Source organism: Vibrio sp. QJM3NY_35, assembly GCF_057785915.1.
The window spans coordinates 1,432,992-1,450,982 of record NZ_CM173507.1; the positions used below are offsets into that span (position 1 = coordinate 1,432,992).

Below are 17,991 nucleotides of genomic sequence, written 5' to 3' on the forward strand. Positions count from 1 at the left end.
TTGAGAGGGGCGCTTTCTGTGTTCCCTTTAAAGTAAGTAGAGAGACACTATGAAACGTTTAATTCTAAAAATTACACTCTTGGTATTCATGGCGCTTGGTAGCATGAATGCCATGACTCAACAGTTAAGTACGGTATTGCGATATCTCACGATGGTGAGCAAATTGCGTATGGCACGAGTGGGAGTGGGGAGTCGGCACTGATCTTCATTCACGGTTGGAGCTTAGACAGTAGGCTGTGGCAAAACCAAGTGAGTGAGTTTTCAAAGCAGTACCAAGTCATCACAATGGACTTAGCAGGGCACGGCAACTCATCGTTTAATCGCGAAGAGTACACCATGGTTGCATTCGCTGAAGACATCAAAGCGGTAATCGAGAAAGAACAACTCGATTCAGTCATCTTAGTTGGCCACTCCATGGCGGGTGGTGTTATTGCAGAAGCCGCTAAACTGATGCCGAAAAGAGTGAAGGGCATTATTGGTGTCGATACATCGCAAAACGTCGCGCTAGCGGTTTCACAAAGCGACCTAGATGCAATGACCAAACCGTTTGAAGCAGAATTCCAAGCGGGCATTGCTATGTTCGTGAAAGACTCGCTACCAAAAGACGTAGACGCAGATTTACTTTACTGGGTAACGCAAGACATGGCATCAGCACCGCCAGCTATCGCGATAAACCAGTTCCGCCATTATCTAGGCCAATACGTGACAGGTGAAGCCCACCGCGTGTATGAGAACGTGAATGTGCCAGTAATCTTAGTGAACGCTCGCCTATGGCCAACGGATTCAGAAGCGAACAAGAAACACATTAAGGATTACAGCATTTACTACATTGAAGACTCAGGCCACTTCCCAATGCTAGAGCAATCACAGCAGTGCAACACAACGTTGATGAAAGCGGTTAAGTCAGTGAAGTAGGGCGCTGTAGTTGTTAAAGGATGAATGTAATCGTTGATAGATAAAACTAAGGCCTCGCGTGTGTGAGGCCTTTTTGTTCGTTGGAGGTTTTGCTAGCTACATTCATTTCAATTTGCGAGTAATGATCGCATCGTTCACTCGTTTATGGTCCTTAAACGACGGCCTCATAGTTATATAAATGCTCTATCAACCACTCCTAGATACGTAATTAGCAGCACTGTTATTAGCAAGGGCTGACCGAATCTAGTGGCGCTTTCTACTGATAATCACTTTAACTATGTGTTTAGGATGTCCTGCTATGGCTAAAAAAATAATATTCATTCATGGTCGCGCTCAAAAGCCCGATAAAGCTCCCCTTCAAGCACTCTGGTACGAGGCTATAGAACATGGCTTGCAGCGAGATTGTGGAGACTCAAGTTCATTACAAGCTTTTAAAGATGTCGATAAACGGTTTGTCTATTACGGTGAACTATCGAACACATTGTTAGAGAAACCAACGGAATACCCTGAAAGTCGACAGCAAGCGCTGTCTGAACTCAAAAAGTACAAGACAAGCCAGTTCAATAAAACAACGTATAACAAGGTATCTAAAATTGGTTTTCTAAAAGAGGCGTTAGCAGATACTTTTTCGTCACTATTTGGAAAGCTGGGAGTGGCTGAGACACTCATAACTAAGGTCGCGCCGGACATGGCGCATTATTGGTATGAAGATACCTATTTTGGCAGCGATGTTAGGCATAGGCTAATGGTTGAACTGAAGGAAGCGCTCGATAATCAAGATGATGTGATGATTATATCGCACAGTCTCGGGTCGATGATCAGTTATGACGTGTTATGGAAGCTGTCTCATTACGGAGAGTATAGACACGACTATGGTGCGCACAAGAAGGTCAACTTATTGCTAACGCTCGGGTCACCGTTAGGCGATGAAAACGTAAAAGATAGGCTAAAAGGGAGCCGCTTGAAAGATGAGAAGAAGTACCCTTTAAACATTCAGCAATGGATAAACATATCGGCAGAAGATGATTTTATCTCTCATGACAGCAAAATTAGAAATGACTTTAAAGATATGCTCAAACTGGATCTGATACCCGGCGGAATGGAAGACATCCACCCCATTTACAACCTCAATATTCGCAACGGAAAAAGCAATCCCCATGCTTCCATCGATTATCTCATTAACCCCAAGTTTATTGCAGTATTGGATGAATGGCTCTCTAGTTGATTTGGTTTTACCATCGTAAATTGCTTCGCTGCTCGTTCATTGAAACTTAGATAAAACTAAGGCCTCGCGATTGCGAGGCCTTTTTGTGTTCCGACTAAAACTCAATATTAATCGAGGTTAACGAAAGCTCGGGATAATCGCTGGAATCCCCGGTAGAAGGCCAACCAACGCCATTACGCCACTTAGCACAATAAACATAGTGCCAGGCAACACCCAGCGGCTCATTTTACTCAGCTCACTACTACGTTCTTTACAACCGACTAAGCCTAAGTTATCCAACAGCATGGTGAGAGCCCAACCAAATGCTGGGTTAACGAGCGCTGAAGAAAATACAACAATCGCTGCTGATTGTGTGGTTTTTCCTTCACGAGTCATTTCCATTCCAGCTTCTAGCAATGGCACAAATACCCCAACAATTAGCGCCACACACAGTACAGGTTGCCAGATAGCTAAATCCATCGGGTAGCCCCAAACCGCGGCGATGATACAGAACAGAGCCGTTAGCAAAGCGCCAGCAGGAATAGGGCGTTTAGCAATCGCCGCCGGTACGATATAAGTACCCCATGAAGACGTAAAATTAGTACCACCAAGCAGAGAACCGAACGTTTGACGAATTGAAGCCGTGGTCATGGTGTCGTCAATGTTCATGTGTACTTTTTCGGTACGTTCTGGGTAGCTGATCTTTTGGAATACTTGATGCCCTAAGAAATCTGGCGACCACATCGCCACGGCTAAAATAGCAAACGGCAATACCACCATGAAGTGTTCAATCGTCGGTAGGCCTAGCATCCAACCTGTATCTTCGCCCCACCAATACATAGGGTTCATGTTAGGTAAGCCTGGCTCGGTGTGGAAAGCAAATGGTGCACCCATGGCAAATGCAATCGTACCACCCAATAAGCAGCTAAGAGGTACTGCTAACCAACGTTTGCGGAAGTGTTCCAATAGTGCGTACAAGATAATGGTGCAAAAGATCACGACAAACGCGATGTGGCTCATGCCGATTCCTTCAGCCCAAGCGAACAGCTTTTTCACTTGAGAGGCGGTTCCAACAAAGCCGAGGTAGAGTAATAAGCCGCCACACACGCCTTTACTGGTGAGGTTGGCCAACATACTGCCACCTTTACTGATGGCTAAGATGAGGCCAAAAGCACCAATCAGTAACCCAAAGGCCATAGGGTGTCCGCCTGCTGCAACGACAATGGGAATTAAAGGGATGAGTGGGCCGTGTGTACCTGCGAGGTTCGCGGTCGGCAATAGGAAGCCAGAGAAAATAATAATGAAAACAGAGGCGATAAGGAGTTCATAACGAACGTTTTCTAGAATGAAGTCTTCATTTAATCCGAGAGCCCCCGCAAAGGTAGCAGCAATCGCGCCTACCATAACAACTTTACCAATGGTCGCGGCCATCGCTGGGATGGTGTCTTCTATCTCGAATCGATAATCTTTAAACGGTAAATTTGGACGCCAGCGTTTAGGCGCCATGATTTGTAATTCATGCTCTAAATATTGGTCGCGGGAATCAAATTCCGATCTTGGTTTGTGTTGTTGTTCATAAGTGAGTTCATCCTCATTGGCTTGAGGCTTATCTGCTTGTATATGTACGGACTCTAAAGTACTGCTCATGTTGATTCCTTTCGTTCACACTCTGAGGTGTGTTATTCCAACAAACGTTGTTGACTCACGCAGAGGTGCAAACAATGCGTCAACTTATCATTAAAAATTCATTAACATTTGGTTGTTAGTACCTTATACCAAACCAAAAAAAACAAATAGTCTCAGGTAGTTAGACATTAGTCGTAGAGCAAGCCGACGAGTATTAGACGCTGTAGATTGTATGTGTCTGTTTATTTGTAGGCTCTTAATCTCAGGAACAACAAAGTCACTTTCAACAACAAATAGTTCGACTCTAAAGACCCAGAAAAAAGTCCAACGACTTACGTTTGGCTGCATTCTTTGTGTGATTTGATGGTGAACATCTTTTCCAGTTTTATGCTGGATATATTGGGTAATAAGCAGGGGGAGGGATTGCCTCTAGTAACTCAATTTCTCCTACGTTTGGCCCCTGATAGTGTTAGAATCTCCGCATCAGAACTATCGAGAAACTAGGTATTTATAAACAATGTTTATCCATCACGTAAACGGCATCGACTGGCTGGTGATTACAGCTTTTGAAGAACTGAAACCGATGTTTATCGAAGATGCTGGTCCTATCCCAGCTTACTTCTCTACCACCAGTGAATTGAGCCTGATTGATCAAGCCAAGCGTAGCTATGGATTTTTGCCTAAACTCCGCGGTGTGATCACCGATACCGGCACGTATCAAAGTGAAAATCTTGAAGAAGATTTGAACCCACAGCTTGCGTGTATAGTGGAAGGGCGTGGCCGGGTGTTTATCTATCACGGCGACTATGTGGCTTTTGTGGATGACGAGCAAACCTTCATTACCCGAATGAACTGAGAGTGATTCAGTGAGTTGAGATCGACGAATTGGTAAATCGGCGAGTTAGCTCCCCTAGAATTAAAAACTAAAGGATTAATACGATGGCAAAAACGGTCTCATTGGTACTGGGCAGTGGTGGCGCAAGAGGCTTGGTTCACGTTGGAATCATCCGTTGGTTAATCGAGCATGGCTATCAGATAAAATCCATCTCTGGCTGTTCAATTGGCGCACTTATCGGTGGTGTCTATGCGGCGGGCAAGTTGGATGAATTTGAAGAGTGGGTCACCAGTATCGACCAATCGGATATGGCGATGTTGTTGGACTTTTCATGGCAATCGAGTGGTATCTTCAAAGGGGACAAGATCATCGACACACTGCGTGGATTGATCGGCGAGATTTCAATTGAAGATCTGCCTATCCCTTATACCGCAGTTGCTGCCAACGTCGCCGATGAAAAAGAGGTTTGGCTGCAATCAGGTTCTCTGTTTGATGCCATTCGCGCCTCCATCTCTTTGCCACTGTTCTTCACACCTCATGTCATCAATGGTGAAGTGCTGATTGATGGCGGAGTACTCAATCCCGTACCGATTGCGCCTACCTTTAGTGATAAGACAGACTTTACGCTAGCTGTGAACTTAGGTGGTGAACCTGAGATGCTTCAACAGGAAGTGATACCGGTTTCCCTACCAACAAAAGAGAGTAACCTGCATGAGAAGGTTGTTCACTTTATCGATAATCTAGGTAGTAGTGTAAAAAGTAAAATGAGCTTCAATTTTGCTGCCTACGACATTGCCAACCAAGCGTTTGATGCGATGCAATCGACCATTGCTCGCCAGAAGCTGGCCGCTTATCCCGCCGATATTACGCTTGAGATCCCACGTAATGCTTGTGGCACCTTAGAGTTTGATCGCTCACAAGAGATGATAGACAGAGGCTACCATTTGGCACAGGCTAAACTGGGCAACCGGCTTTAATGTATTTGCTGCTGAATGAGAGTATTTATGGAAACTGAACTAAAAGAGCTTGAACTCCACGAGCTTATGGCAACAAAAGATGTCATCGTGCTCACCAGCATAGAAGAGCCTGCTGTATCTTGGCTGATAGATTGCTATCAAGAGAACGCTGATATCCAAATTATCGAGAACGCACAGCAGCTAGATACTGAAGCGATTTTGGCGCAATGTCGAAACAGCCTGAGTGAAAGTAAAAAGGTAATACTTACCGCGCAGTTTCGCAGCCAACTGCCTATCATCAATCTCGCTTCACTGTGTAATGAGAAGCGCAAGTCATTGACCAATATTGAGTTATCCGGCTGGGACGAAGAAAAACGCCTTCCTCACTCTTTTAGCAGTTTCTAGGTCATAGTAGCTTCTGGCTTCCTAATGCTAGAGCAACTAGTGCAGCTCAACGAAACGTTGATATGACCCCCACTGTCAATTAAAACGTAGAAGTTTCTGCTCCCACATTTCAGAGCCTTTTGTTTATTTTGAGATAGTGTTAACGCATAGATGAAGCAAGTAATTTCGTCGGTTCTCATGCTGATATACGTGGATTACTCATCGCGAGATGAGCAGCGCCTACCTTACTTATTTCGTCGTGGCACCTGTCTTCAGTCTATGCTCGTGGTTCAATAAAGCGCGAGCTTTATTGCCATCCTAACGCCGTCGGTGTTTGTGCCACACCCGATGCTCTATCCAATGCGTTAACACTAATTCTTTTCTCATACAGGCAGCCTTGCAATCCGTGTTTTTGGTTCGACTGCGCTAACGACCACCTCTCTTGCGATAGCCCAGATATACGCGATCATTTCTCTTGCGATAGCGGCGACGACAACGTTTCGATGTTTGCCTTTTTGTAGTAATCGTTGATAGCGGCGACATAATCGTTGCTGAGCATGCCAAGCAATATCGACAATTTCTTTGGGCAGTCCTTCTTGTCGCAGTTGCAGTTCGACGGAGATATTAGCTTTGTGCTTATAAGTATGTGCGCCCTCAATAAGCAACCGTCGTGCTCGACTGTTTCCGCATTTGGTGAGGCTCCCTCGCTTCGTTTTACCGCCACTGGAGCTTTCAGTCGGTACGAGGCCAACATAAGCCATAAGTTTTCTGGGATGGTCGAAGCGACGTAGGTCGCCGAGCTCGGCAATGGTGCCGAGAGCAACAAGGAGTCGCACCCCCCGCATAGCTTGAATGGCTTTGACAACAGGGTAGTAACGCCAGTTTTTGACTTGGTGTAATAACTCGTTATCTAACCGTTGTAATCTTTGCATCCGCTCACTGATGGTGATGATCATTTCTTGCAATACAATCTGTTGGCTGTGATGGGGAAGAATGAGGTCGGTTAGCCACCGTAGATGCTTTTTAGACCAGTTATCATTCACCGTCGCTTGTACATTATTACGTAGAAGAAAGCCTTTGAGTTGGAATTTTGCATCTTTAAGATCTTTCATCGCGGTTTCTCGAGCCCTTGATAAATCTCTTATCGCCTCGTCTTCAGATTCAGGCACATAAATAGGCGTAAGCTCTTCAGCCTTAAAAAGCTTGGCAAGTTTTGCAGCATCCCTCTTATCTGTTTTGACTCTATCCCCTGATTTCTTTGGAATAAGGGAAGGAGCGATGACACAGCAGCAGTGGCCAAGGCTGGTGAGCAATCGGTATGTCCAGTATCCACATGGCCCAGCCTCGTAGACAAAATGGAGGGTGGCTTTTGGATATTTAGATTGCAGTTGTTGTGTGAGTTTAATGAGGGCGGACTTGTTAGACTTTATCCGTCCCAAATGTTCAGGTGTAGCCCCGCGTTGCTCTTGCAAGACGGCGACTTGGATAAATGACTTATGCGTATCTAAGCCAATGAAAATTATGCTATCGTTATTCATGCTAGCCTCCAAATTTAGTTGTTTGAACACACTAATTATGGCTCTGGCTTTACGCTAACCCACGAAATTGGAGGCTAGCACCTCGTGGGGGTCATTATGTCTAATGAAAGCAGTTAAGTAAGTGAAGTAGGGTGGTTGTAATTGTTCGATAAAACTAAGGCCTCGTGTTTGCGAGGCTTTTTTTCGATATGGGAAAGGAGTAAGGGTTTAACTCATAACTTGCAACAAGCTTTTTGGAATCGAAGTACAAACTCACCCCTTTCCCTCACTTCAAACCAAGGTAACACGTATAGATATTAAATGACCTAAGCTATTGACAATGCAGCACAATACGATTTATGGTGAATATGACTAAATTGCAGTCGGCTATCGAGTACGTTACTCACTTTTCCGCTCCCCTCTATTGCACGGGAGGTTTCAGCTGCAAACCCGGACACTGCTCCGGTTAATTCTATATGTGAAACCTAACTCCCATTCTTATTGGAGAAAACTATGTGCAGGATAGATGCGCCATTTGGCAATCGCTCCCTCGATGAAAAAAAAGATCCCGTCGAACGTTTCGTGCAAGCACTTGACGAATTTGAAGTTCAAGGCAATTTTCGAACGTTATTGATTAAACACTTTTCAGAAAACTGGATTGATATTTTTGACAACTCTTCACGTCTTGAAGAAGCGTTGACTACTGCTAACGAGCAGAACTCTGAACCAGAAAAATGCGTAGCGCTAGCGTTTTGCCAAAACGTAAACATACGTTTTCAGTTACAGCCATTTCGTGTTGACGAATCTTATAGAGAGTCATTACTTTTCAAGTTTTTGACTGATGTGGCAAGCGCATATTTTCCAACCTCTCCTTACGGTTTCTATAAGGCGGGGATAGAAAAACATCTTCACTCATATGCTTGGTTTGTTCGAAATCACTATGGTGATGATCTTTTTTTCACCAAAGAGTTCTTTAGTGATGAAACATTTAGCTCTCTAAATGAAAACGAGAGAATGCGCTTTCTTTGGGATTGCTTCCACTTTATCGCACCACCGTTTGACTGTTTAAAATATCGTACAGACGACTCGACCTTAGTTAATGGATTACTATCACTAGCTTCATCAAACGATGATTCTAGCTTCCCTTGCGAACACGCTCAATCAATCCAACTAGGCCTAGAATTCTTACGAGTATGGATCAAATATGATGCTGAAATGGGACGAATTTCTTTTGACTTATCTAGTTTTTTTTGGGGCACCCCATGGGAACAGCTTGAGTCACTAGTTTGGCAGAAAGACTTTGATGACGAAGAGGTCAAAAGCTCTCTAACTAACTGGTTCAGCACCATAAAGCGAGATCTTAAGAAGGTTCTAATTCTTAATTTTAACGCAGACAATGTTGAAGGTCTAGAAGCGAAAGAGTGGGCTAACCACATAGACCGATATTTTAGTGATATCTACCATCATATTCAGAGCGATATTGACTGGAAAACATACGAACACGATAAGTTTGATATTCGTCTGAAAAAAGAGCTCGAGGATTTATGTTCTCAGTTAACTCGTGAACAATTAGAAGCATGGATCCAATGGTCAATCCAGCAAGATTTTGACCGTATTTTGAACAATAAACAACGGTTGCCAGAATTGTCTAATAGCTCTGAGAAATGGGTGTGTGAATCTTTCTTTGGTGTTTGGAAAGCTCTTTTCTTAGCAAACCTGACTACGTTAGAAGCTAGTGAACAACTTCATGTTTTATCTGCTACTTCTCCTGCAAGAAGGGGAGAATCATCCGAGTTTATCAGTGCCTGTTCTGAATGGTGGCGCGGGCTGTTTAGCCAGCTTCCAGAAACAGATGACTTTCTTAAAACGTTAATCCCGGAATGGACAATCACCGCCACTCGTTGTTTACGCGAGCATAACTTGCTTCCATATATCGATAAAAGTATAGGTATTTTAAGAAAAGAAGTAACCAGAGCATGTCAGCCTGAAGAGCAGAAAAGGCATGATAACCAGCTCAAACAACTACTAGAAGAGCTTGATCGTTTACATCCTAACAAATCCTTTCGTCATAGGTTGTTACTAATGCGCTCCTATACTCTACCGCTATCTGATGAATCGATTTCTTTGGGGAACTCATTGAACCAAAGTAATTTAACTCAATGGTATATTCCAGTAAGTGATCTAGCTACTCGATTGTTTGAGAAACACCTAGATATTAAGTTGACCGAACCAGCTGAAAGCCGTTTGAAAGCTTTGATGGAACCTTATGTCACATGCACTAATGAGTTAGCAGAGTTCTGCCTAAGTCGTTTACGCCTTCGTAAAGGTGAAAAAGCGAGAGATAAACAATACACAGTTGAACAAATAGTTGAGCAGTCTTCAGTTTGGCGACAAGGGTACTTAAAGGCATTAACTGAATTAGGGGTTGACCTTAACGGTCAAGTTCATAAGGCAGTGTATTTCATCAAACAATCAGATCCTGATCCTGATGTACGTGCAATCGCAAGTGAATGTTACAAAGCAGTCCGCAGAAGAACAAAAAAGAATTCTACTATTCCTGATTTGAAGCGAGGCATTATTGCAGCTGAATGGTGGCTACTTATCTGCCAACGACAAAAACTTGGTATGGTAATAAACCATGAGGGCGCCCTCAAAGCGAGACGCAACTTAATGCGCAACCCATAAACTACATTTAATTCATTCATCCAATCTTGGTGTACTGGAGCCCGATGCTCCTACTCTGACGCTTACCGTCCGCCATGTAAAAACTTTACGGCCTACAAGAGTAGGCCTGTCAAGGAGTATACGTATGTCTACAGAAAACCACCTTGTTATTAACACAACGAACGAAACGACCTCTAGTCAGTTAAATGAACTCGTAATCAACTGGCACATAACAGAGGCGTGCAACTATAACTGTACCTATTGCTTTGCTAAGTGGGGAAGACCCAATGAATTGCATCAATCATTGGATGCAATTGAAAAACTGCTCGACAAGTTAGCTAACTATTTCATTCATGATGACCCAGAGATCAAAAGAATTCTTGGTTACCAAGATGTACGTTTAAATTTCGCTGGCGGTGAGCCAATGATGCTAGGTAGTTCGTTCTCTACGGCCTTAGTAATGGCAAAACAAAAAGGATTCAAAACTTCAATCATCACTAACGGCAGCTACCTCCTGCTAAGAAGCCGTTTTGAGTTACCTCTTAATACTTTAGATATGGTTGGTATCAGCTTCGATAGTCAACAACATCCAGTAAGAAGAGAGTTAGGTCGTATTGATAGAAAAGGCAATTCGTTAAACATAGATGAACTTAAGCTCGCAATCCAACATCTATCGCGCACCCAAAAAGGTTTAAAGACCAAAATAAACACCGTTGTAAATGCTCTAAATTGGGAAGAAGACTTTTCTCAGCTAATCTCCAGCATATCGTTATATAAATGGAAAGTTCTTCAAGTCATGCCGACTGGTAGGAGTGACTTGCTAGTTTCAGATGAACAATTTAGTAGTTTTGTTGAACGACATTCAGGCAAAGGCTTACCAATCTCAGCTGAATCAAACAATACAATGACTGAATCATACTTGATGGTTGACCCAAACGGACGTTTTTATCAAAACTCTAAAGGTATGTCTGGTCGTTATAGTTACAGTGAACGCATTACTGATGTGGGCGTAGAGACTGCATTGAACCAAATAAACTTCAATTGTAATCGTTTTAAGTCTCGTTACTATGCTGGAAACCCATCCAACATTCGTGGTGAGGTGCTGGCATGAAAAGTGAAACGTGCTTAGGGAAAGTATCCGGCAAACCTTTAAGATTTTATTACACGGAGTTTGAAGCACAAAGCGCAGCTGAATACTCCAAGAATGTTTATGACAATGAGTTAGCACCGTATAAATGTCAAAGGTGCAATTACTGGCATTTATCGCCAAAATGCAGAATGACTCCCAGTCAAAAGTGTAGCAAGTGTACATCTGCTACCAATGAGTATAAAAATTCGTACTTAACAAGCAAGGAAGCGAAAATCAGAGCAAGTATAATTTACGAAGAGCAAGGCATTGCGTTAGATGTTTATAAGTGCAGGCATGGTAACGGTTGGCATCTAACCAAAACACGAAATTACTGACAAGGTATCAATATCAATTCAATGAGTTGCCATGACAAAACAGCTAAATCAACGAGATAATGCGGTAGTTTTTAAATAAAACTAAGGTCTCGATTGCGAGGCCTTTTTGCGGCTTTGTTGCGTAATTCAATGGAACTAAATCAAGAGCCTACGATCTGATCAGCTACGTTCACTCCTTCTCGTAGCTCTATGCCTAAACCTCGTTACAAAACAACCAACTGGAAGAAATACAACCAATCACTTATTAACCGTGGCTCTCTGACCTTTTGGATTGATGAAGAGGCAATAAACGGGTGGGCGCAAAGCAAACAGAGTAAGCGCGGGAGGCCACGTCGGTTCAGCGATTTAGCTATCACGACAGCGCTCATGGTGAAACGAGTTTTTTCTATGCCACTGAGAGCTCTGCAAGGGTTTATCGACTCAATATTTAGGCTTGCCCATGTTCCATTAAGTTGTCCGCATTACACCTGCATCAGTCGTAGAGCAAAGCAAGTTGAGGTCTCATTTAAGACTAAAGCGAGAGGAGCAATACAGCACCTGGCCATTGATGCAACTGGCCTAAAGGTTTATGGCGAAGGTGAATGGAAAGTCAAAAAACACGGGACAGATGGCAAGCGTAGAGTTTGGCGAAAGCTGCATATTGCCGTTGATACAAGCACTCATGAAATTATCGCAGCCGAGCTAAGTTTATCGACGGTTACAGATGGAGAAGTCCTCCCGAACTTACTGAAACAAACACGCCGAAGTATCCTTGAGGTGTCTGGTGATGGAGCTTACGACACGAGATTGTGTCATGCTGCTATTAAGATTAAGGGAGCCATTGCGCTTATTCCCCCAAGAGAAGGGGCAGCCTTCTGGGAGCGTGGTCATCCTCGAAACCTCGCCGTGGTTTGCCAGAAGTTATACGGCTCAAATAAGTATTGGAAAGAGCGGTATGGGTACCACAGACGTTCACTATCAGAAACAGCGATGTATCGAGTAAAACAGTTACTAGGAGGACGATTGAGCTTAAGACATTACAATGCGCAGGTGGGTGAGACTTACGCGATGATAAAAGCGTTGAACAAGCTTACTGGGTTAGGTATGCCTGAAACTTGTCGTATTGACTAAGAAACACACGAAATGGGGTAGCTCTATCTATAAATTTAATTACGCAACAAAGCCCCTTTTTGCTTTTAGTGGAGTGTTCTAACTCTAACTCTAACTCTAACTCGGCCCTTTTCATGTTGGAAATTTGCCTGGTTCAGTTCCTCCTGACACGGCATAGTATTTAGCCTTATGTTGGATTGTGCTCAGTCAATCAGGTTTATACGTTTGCGATGCTACCGTAAGCCGACAATTCAAGAGCTTCACTTCAAATGTCTTCCGCCATCAAGGTGTAAGGTTCTTCCTGTCATGTAGTGACTGGCCAAAACATACTTGATGCCGTCTATTATTTCCTCAAAGCCCGCTTCTGTAGGGATCAGAGCTTTCTGCAGCGCTTTAGTTTTGTATGCCTCATCGTCATGTTCATTGAACTTAATCATGGCTGGGGAGAGGGTATTTACTTTGACCTTGGGAGCCAGCATTGCTGAAAATGACAACGTTAGGTTGTTGAGCGCAGCTTTGCTGGCCGCGTAAGCGATGTGCTTTTTACTGCCTTTTTCCGCAACGTAATCACTGATGTGGATGATGTCTGACGTTTTATCGCCAGACATCAGTTGGTCTTTGAGTGTTAAATTGAACAAATAAGGCACGGTAGCGTGAATCGTCATCATCTGATGCATGATTTGGGATGCATTTTCACTGGGGTTTTTCTTGTTCTCCGGCTTCCAGTCAGAAGCGTTATGTATGATGGCTCGAAGTGTCTTATATTCTTGACCCACGTAATGAAGAAAGCCCTCTAAGCTGCTTTGTTGATAAAAATCTACCTGCTGCAAGTCGGCTCCACTGTCGCGCAGTAATTGCAGTTGAGGGTAGTCGCTTCGGTAAGTGCCAACCACTTTGTATCCATCCGCTAAAAGTTGCTCCGCCAGTGCGAAGCCGAGTCGCTTTCCCACGCCGGTTATTAGTATCGTTTCGCTCATCGTAAAAACTCAGCTCTGGTTTGAGGGTTAGTTTTGAAAATACCACCGAGTGCAGTTGTTGAGGTTTCAGAGTTTGCATCCATGACGCCTCTGGATTTAACGCAATAGTGAGTGGCTTTAATCGTCACGGCCACGTTTTCTGTTTCCACTAGAGTCTGTATCGCGACTAGGATTTGCTGAGTAAGGCGTTCTTGTACCTGAGGACGCTGAGCAAAGAATCGAACGATACGATTGATTTTAGACAGCCCAAGAATCTTGTTTTCAGGTATATAGGCCACTTCTGCTAAACCATCGATGGTAATGAAGTGATGTTCGCACGTCGACGTTAAATCTATGTTCGATACCTTGACCATTTCATCAACCGACATTTTGTTTTCTATAACACTGATTTTCGGGAAGTTATCGTAATCTAGTCCTGAAAATATCTCATGGACATACATCTTTGCAATGCGATGAGGTGTTTCAGCAAGGCTGTCATCGGTTAAATCCAGCCCAAGCGTACTGACCACTTCTGTTAAAAGCCCTTTGATGCGGTTGTACTTCTGACTAGGGTTCATTTCGCTCGGAGTCATTGGGGTTTCAAGTCCTTTTGCGAGCAAAGCTTCTCTTACTTTTTCGGCTTCTGTATTCAGCATGACTCTATCCTTATGAATTATTGTCGTTGTCTGCTTCATAACTCAGGGTGAGCGAAACAGAGTCAGCAAAACGTAGCGCATGAGGCTTGTCGATTCTCACTTGAGCGTATTTCACCCATGGATGATCGATACAGATGCCGAGTACGTCGCTGGTCAATTTTTCTAAAAGAAGAAACCTTCCGGATTCGACGTGTTGAATGATCTTCTTGCAGATGTTTTTGTAGTTAAGTGCGTTCTCCACATCATCTGAGAGACAAAGGTTGTTAGCGGGGTAGTGGATTTCTGCATTGATAACGATGTCTTGTTGCTTAGACTTTTCTTCTTCGTTGAAGCCGATGAAGGTTCTTAGTCTCAGGTTTGTAATGGTGATAATGGCGTTGTGGTTCATAACAGTGTCCATTCCTTAGAAAGTGAAGTCAGTTACGTGATTGTTTTGAGAAAAGATCAGTAAAGTTCAGTCGTTCTTTCTGCCGTAATGTGAAGGCTAAGTAAAATTAAGCTCGAAAGGGATAGGTTCGGTTTTCTGGCTCAACTGATCGAAGCTTTCCCATAGCTGCTGATATGAGATGTCTAGAGTGGGGTGGCGTTCTTGCGCAGCAATATCGACTAATGGCCTGAGCACAAAAGCGTACTCGGTGATTTCGCCTCTAGGCAGCTCTACACCATCGATAACGCCCACTTGATTACCATAAAGAAGGATGTCGATATCCATCGTGCGTGAAGCATAGGCTTTGGTCTGACGCTTGCGGTCGTTCTCTAATTCGATTTGATGCAGAACCTTAACCAGCTCTGCGACAGGCAGGTTACATTCGAACCCAACGACGAGGTTGAGGAAGTTATCCCCTTTGAAACCGACAGGCTCGCAATCGTAGAATTTGGAAATGTGCAGCGGTGCAAAGCGGTCATGCAATGCTTTGAGAGACTCTGTGACGTGATGTTCGCGGTTAATGTTGCTTCCGATGCTGACATAGACAGTGGCCATAGTTTTCCTTCCTTTTAATCAGCCTATACGTCCAACTCGCGATGAAGATCAGAAATGCATCCTCTTAGAGACAGGAAGATAAAAGAAAATAGGGTTCTGCCGCAAATCGCCTCTGATAGTGATAGAATCCCCGCATCAGAATTATCGAGAATCTAGGTATTTATAGACAATGTTTATCCATCACGTTAACGGCATCGACTGGCTGGTGATTACAGCTTTTGAAGAACTGAAAACTATGTTTATCGAAGATGCAGGCCCAATCCCATCTTACTTCTCGACCGCCAGTGAATTGAGCCTGATTGATCAAGCCAAGCGCAGCTACGGATTTTTACCTAAACTCCGCGGTGTGATCACCGATACTGGCACGTATCAAAGTGAAAATCTTGACGAAGATTTGAACCCACAGCTTGCGTGTATCGTTGAAGGGCGAGGTCGAGTGTTTATTTATCACGGCGACTATGTGGCTTTTGTCGATGACGAACAAACCTTCATTACTCGAATGGACTGAGAGTGATTCAGTAGTTTTAGAGCGGTTGATTGGTAGCTCTAGCCGTTCATTACAACGCTGATGAAAGCGAATAAACCATTGAAGTAGGGTGGTGTTGGTTATTAAATGGAAGCGTAGATATTAAAGTCATCGGTGCCTTACTACCTCTTATATCAGTAGTAACATCATACTGTGGTAGCATGTGCGTGGTATGCTGAATTCAGTTTTCATGGTAAATAAATGCAATTACAAACTTTAGGCAAAGGACGTTTCGAAGCCGAATGGAAAGAAGATAAACAGCTTATTGAACAGGCTATTCGTGACTGTATCTGCACACGTCGTATTTTCGATGAGAACGAAAAGCTCCTGACTCAAGGTGAGCATGTTGATAATCTTTACCTTGTTGAATCAGGCCGAATCTCTATGGGTGTGACGGCTCGTAATGGGAAGACGTTTTTGCTTGGAACACTAGAGTGTGAACAGCAAGTATTTGGAGAGATGGAGTTTTTTACTGGTTATCGTTGCCAGATGGATATAGTACCTATTGAACCCGTTGAAGTGGCGATCATCGACTCACAAAAGTTGCAGCGTTGTTTGCTAGAACAACCACGTCTCTCACTTTATTTCGCCAGTGCTATCGCAATTGACTATCAAGATACAGTGGAGATCCTTTCTCGACGGTTACTCCATCCTATCAGCGTCAATGTGGCGTATGACATTTACCACCAATATCTAAATGATCTTCCTGTTGATGGCTTTCAAAAGAACTACCTTGAAGCGGAGCGATTTGCCACATCTGATCGTGTTTACAGGCGTGCAGTAAAAGATCTTGAGGCTAAAGGGTTTATTGCGAAAGAAAAACATGGTTTTCGCATCCTGAATTTAGAAGGTTTGCGAAAGTTCGTAGAAGAGTAAGGCGAGATTGCAGAGAGTTATAACCGCTTCTAGAAAAGCAGTAAAAGACTATTGGAGCGATTTAAGTAAAGGTCTACAGCGTGTAGACCTTTCTTTTTACAAGCTGACTTATGGGTGATTATGCCGCTTGCGTTTGATTCCCAACGGTTGGTTTGTATTTCATTGAAAAAACCAACATCACGAGAACCGCTGCGTAAATAACAGGAATCGCATACATTACCGTTTGCAAGCCAACAATGCTCTTCATTACAGAATTGATTGCTGGGCTAAACATAGCACCTGCGCTACCACTGATTAGAATGTAAGAAACATTTTTACTTGTTGCATTGCGTACAAAAGACACACCATAAGCGATAAATGCATTGTATAAAGCTGCACAAGCGAACCCGTAACCATAGGTCAGATATGACAACCATTCTAATTTACCTGTCGTCACGATGACGCTGGTGACAATCATTGCCAGTGAAATTATCGTCAATAGGAAGTATTGAATCCTCATGCGAGACACAATCACAGTCGAAATTAATGCACCAATCAGTGCTGCTGACCAATATTGTGTAATGATGTTACCCGCTTGCTCAAATGGGATATCGAACTTCTCTTTTACGAATATTGGTGCCCACGTTAGGAAGGTATACAGTGCCAACATACCCAGAAATAAACCGACACCACCACTGATGATACCGAAGTTCCACTCCGACTTTACTTCTTGCTCATCGCCACTTTCACCACTACATTGGTTAAAGTTAGTCAGCAGTGCAACAAACATGGTTGCCAATGCCACAATACCTACGCTTAAGTAACTGATACTCCAGTTCATTGAGTTCGTGAGTACATAAGTGGTGATCATTGGGAACACGACACCTGCAATGTTAAAGGTCGCGTCTTGTACCACCAACATGGTGCTCTGGATTTTTTCTTTCCACAGTGCAACAACAATTGTGCCAGCAATACAAAGACCTACGCCACCACAGAAGCCGATCACAGTCATGCATAGCATTACAATAAATAATGATGGTGCTATGTACAGGCTAAAAGCAGACACAGCGATTGCGCCGTAACAAAGCACGGTCATGCGTTTGATGCCAACTTTTTCAATTAGGAAGAAAGCAGCAATGGTACCGGCGAGTGCGCCACCATTTAATAGCGAGAAAATCGATGCTACTTCATTAATGTTGGCATTGAAAGCATTAGCAATCGGTTCAACTAGCATGCCAAATTGGGTCGCAAAGCCTGCCATAATGAAGTTGGCAAGGAAGCTTATTGCAGTGAGTATCATTTTGTTGTTCATTGATTACTCCGAGGGCTCGTAGGGTAAGATTTTATTAGAATAATGGAGAG

The 17,991-nt window shown here is 43.5% G+C and carries 16 protein-coding genes and 1 pseudogene; 10 read left to right on the forward strand and 7 right to left on the reverse strand.

The window, feature by feature from the left end:
* Positions 1-49 precede the first annotated feature (49 nt).
* Together AC3CH3_RS06480 and AC3CH3_RS06485 are read left to right on the forward strand one after the other, a co-directional pair.
* A pseudogene (locus AC3CH3_RS06480) lies at positions 50-915 on the forward strand (alpha/beta fold hydrolase).
* 298 nt (positions 916-1,213) lie between these two features.
* Positions 1,214-2,140, forward strand: a complete 927-nt coding sequence (locus tag AC3CH3_RS06485) for a hypothetical protein (protein WP_488538001.1) — start codon at positions 1,214-1,216, stop codon at positions 2,138-2,140.
* A gap of 117 nt (positions 2,141-2,257) precedes the next feature.
* Here the strand turns inward: AC3CH3_RS06485 and AC3CH3_RS06490 are convergent, their stop codons facing one another.
* Positions 2,258-3,766 carry a DUF3360 domain-containing protein gene (locus tag AC3CH3_RS06490; protein ID WP_488538002.1) on the reverse strand — a complete coding sequence of 503 codons (1,509 nt, stop codon included), beginning with the start codon at positions 3,764-3,766 and terminating at the stop codon, positions 2,258-2,260.
* Between the two features lie 496 nt (positions 3,767-4,262).
* Here AC3CH3_RS06490 and AC3CH3_RS06495 point away from each other — a divergent pair, with 496 nt between their 5' ends.
* The 3 genes from AC3CH3_RS06495 (at position 4,263) to AC3CH3_RS06505 (ending at position 5,941) form a co-directional block, all read left to right on the forward strand.
* Positions 4,263-4,601 carry a hypothetical protein gene (locus AC3CH3_RS06495; RefSeq protein WP_017074550.1) on the forward strand — a complete coding sequence of 113 codons (339 nt, stop codon included), beginning with the start codon at positions 4,263-4,265 and terminating at the stop codon, positions 4,599-4,601.
* Between the two features lie 83 nt (positions 4,602-4,684).
* Positions 4,685-5,557 (forward strand): patatin-like phospholipase family protein, encoded by an 873-nt coding sequence (locus AC3CH3_RS06500; protein ID WP_488538003.1) that lies wholly within the window; start codon positions 4,685-4,687, stop codon positions 5,555-5,557.
* A gap of 15 nt (positions 5,558-5,572) precedes the next feature.
* Positions 5,573-5,941: a hypothetical protein gene (locus tag AC3CH3_RS06505; protein WP_474355578.1), complete on the forward strand. Its 369-nt coding sequence runs from the start codon at positions 5,573-5,575 to the stop codon at positions 5,939-5,941.
* Positions 5,942-6,303: 362 nt separating this feature from the next.
* Here the strand turns inward: AC3CH3_RS06505 and AC3CH3_RS06510 are convergent, their stop codons facing one another.
* Positions 6,304-7,458 (reverse strand): IS110 family RNA-guided transposase, encoded by a 1,155-nt coding sequence (locus AC3CH3_RS06510; RefSeq protein ID WP_102461521.1) that lies wholly within the window; start codon positions 7,456-7,458, stop codon positions 6,304-6,306.
* Positions 7,459-7,950: 492 nt separating this feature from the next.
* Between AC3CH3_RS06510 and AC3CH3_RS06515 the strand changes: the two genes are divergently transcribed.
* From AC3CH3_RS06515 to AC3CH3_RS06525, 3 genes are all read left to right on the forward strand, one after another.
* Positions 7,951-10,122 (forward strand): hypothetical protein, encoded by a 2,172-nt coding sequence (locus AC3CH3_RS06515; RefSeq protein WP_488538004.1) that lies wholly within the window; start codon positions 7,951-7,953, stop codon positions 10,120-10,122.
* A gap of 124 nt (positions 10,123-10,246) precedes the next feature.
* Positions 10,247-11,212: a viperin family antiviral radical SAM protein gene (locus AC3CH3_RS06520; RefSeq protein ID WP_488538005.1), complete on the forward strand. Its 966-nt coding sequence runs from the start codon at positions 10,247-10,249 to the stop codon at positions 11,210-11,212.
* 542 nt (positions 11,213-11,754) lie between these two features.
* Positions 11,755-12,675, forward strand: a complete 921-nt coding sequence (locus tag AC3CH3_RS06525) for an IS5 family transposase (RefSeq protein WP_488537951.1) — start codon at positions 11,755-11,757, stop codon at positions 12,673-12,675.
* 239 nt (positions 12,676-12,914) lie between these two features.
* Here AC3CH3_RS06525 and folM read toward each other — a convergent pair whose 3' ends face one another.
* The 4 genes from folM to folK form a co-directional block, all read right to left on the reverse strand.
* Positions 12,915-13,631, reverse strand: a complete 717-nt coding sequence (folM, locus tag AC3CH3_RS06530; protein WP_019826095.1) for a dihydromonapterin reductase — start codon at positions 13,629-13,631, stop codon at positions 12,915-12,917.
* The gene (gene folE, locus AC3CH3_RS06535; RefSeq protein WP_017080608.1) at positions 13,628-14,266 is read right to left on the reverse strand and encodes a GTP cyclohydrolase I FolE; all 639 of its coding nucleotides are present in this window, start codon (positions 14,264-14,266) and stop codon (positions 13,628-13,630) included. Before folE ends, folM begins: the two co-directional genes overlap by 4 nt.
* A gap of 10 nt (positions 14,267-14,276) precedes the next feature.
* Positions 14,277-14,654: a dihydroneopterin triphosphate 2'-epimerase gene (gene folX, locus AC3CH3_RS06540; protein ID WP_017096429.1), complete on the reverse strand. Its 378-nt coding sequence runs from the start codon at positions 14,652-14,654 to the stop codon at positions 14,277-14,279.
* 96 nt (positions 14,655-14,750) lie between these two features.
* Positions 14,751-15,248 carry a 2-amino-4-hydroxy-6-hydroxymethyldihydropteridine diphosphokinase gene (gene folK, locus AC3CH3_RS06545; RefSeq protein WP_488538006.1) on the reverse strand — a complete coding sequence of 166 codons (498 nt, stop codon included), beginning with the start codon at positions 15,246-15,248 and terminating at the stop codon, positions 14,751-14,753.
* Positions 15,249-15,417: 169 nt separating this feature from the next.
* Here folK and AC3CH3_RS06550 point away from each other — a divergent pair, with 169 nt between their 5' ends.
* The gene (locus tag AC3CH3_RS06550) at positions 15,418-15,756 is read left to right on the forward strand and encodes a hypothetical protein (RefSeq protein ID WP_009846986.1); all 339 of its coding nucleotides are present in this window, start codon (positions 15,418-15,420) and stop codon (positions 15,754-15,756) included.
* A gap of 219 nt (positions 15,757-15,975) precedes the next feature.
* Positions 15,976-16,650, forward strand: coding sequence for a Crp/Fnr family transcriptional regulator (locus AC3CH3_RS06555; RefSeq protein WP_065112309.1), 675 nt, complete (start codon positions 15,976-15,978; stop codon positions 16,648-16,650).
* 118 nt (positions 16,651-16,768) lie between these two features.
* Here AC3CH3_RS06555 and tsgA read toward each other — a convergent pair whose 3' ends face one another.
* Positions 16,769-17,941, reverse strand: coding sequence for an MFS transporter TsgA (gene tsgA, locus AC3CH3_RS06560; RefSeq protein WP_488538007.1), 1,173 nt, complete (start codon positions 17,939-17,941; stop codon positions 16,769-16,771).
* Positions 17,942-17,991 lie beyond the last annotated feature (50 nt).